At 71.6% G+C, this 571-nt stretch carries 1 pseudogene; it reads right to left on the bottom strand.

Annotated elements, in window-relative coordinates:
• Positions 1–19: 19 nt before the first annotated feature.
• Positions 20–571, bottom strand: a pseudogene (locus KME75_RS42305) (hypothetical protein); the annotation flags it as partial.

Raw genomic sequence — 571 nt, 5'->3', positions numbered from 1 at the left:
AACTGGGAGGATCGCGTATTCATCTGCCGCGTGTTCTCGGCTTCGCTCCCGGGGCGGGTGCGGCGTAGCGGTTCCAGATGCCGCCGGCGTGGATGGTCTGGCGCTGGGTGGTGGTGTGGTGGAACCCGAGCGCCTCGGCGATCACCGGGGCGGGTGCCTGCAGCGCGAGCTGGCGTAGGGCGGCGACGCGCGCGAGCCGCAGCGGGACTCCGAGATCGCGTAGGCCCTGGCTGAGGCTGACGTAGTTAAGTGGCTGGCCGGGGCGGCGGCCGGGGAACAGCCAGCGGCTGGTGCTGCCGGCGGGTCGCTGGGCGAGCAGTCGCAGCACGAGCGTTGCGAACGGTTCGGGGACGGGTGCGGGCGGGTCGCCGAGCCGAAGCGTCATCGCGCCGTCGTCGTCGACGGCGATGTCGTCGATGGTGAGCGTCATGATTCGGGTGACGGGTTGGGCGTAGAGCAGCAGGACGCAGGCCGCGACGCGCATCCGGAGCGGGCCGTCGGCGGCGGTGTCGTCGTGGTCGATGACGAAGTGGCGCAGCAGGTTGAGCCGGTGGGTCTGGGTGAGCGCCTC

Source organism: Pseudonocardia nigra (assembly GCF_019396355.1).
GTDB classification, from domain to species: domain Bacteria; phylum Actinomycetota; class Actinomycetes; order Mycobacteriales; family Pseudonocardiaceae; genus Pseudonocardia; species Pseudonocardia nigra.
Note: the sequence above shows the minus strand (reverse complement) of the source record. Positions and strands in the feature narration are given on the sequence as shown.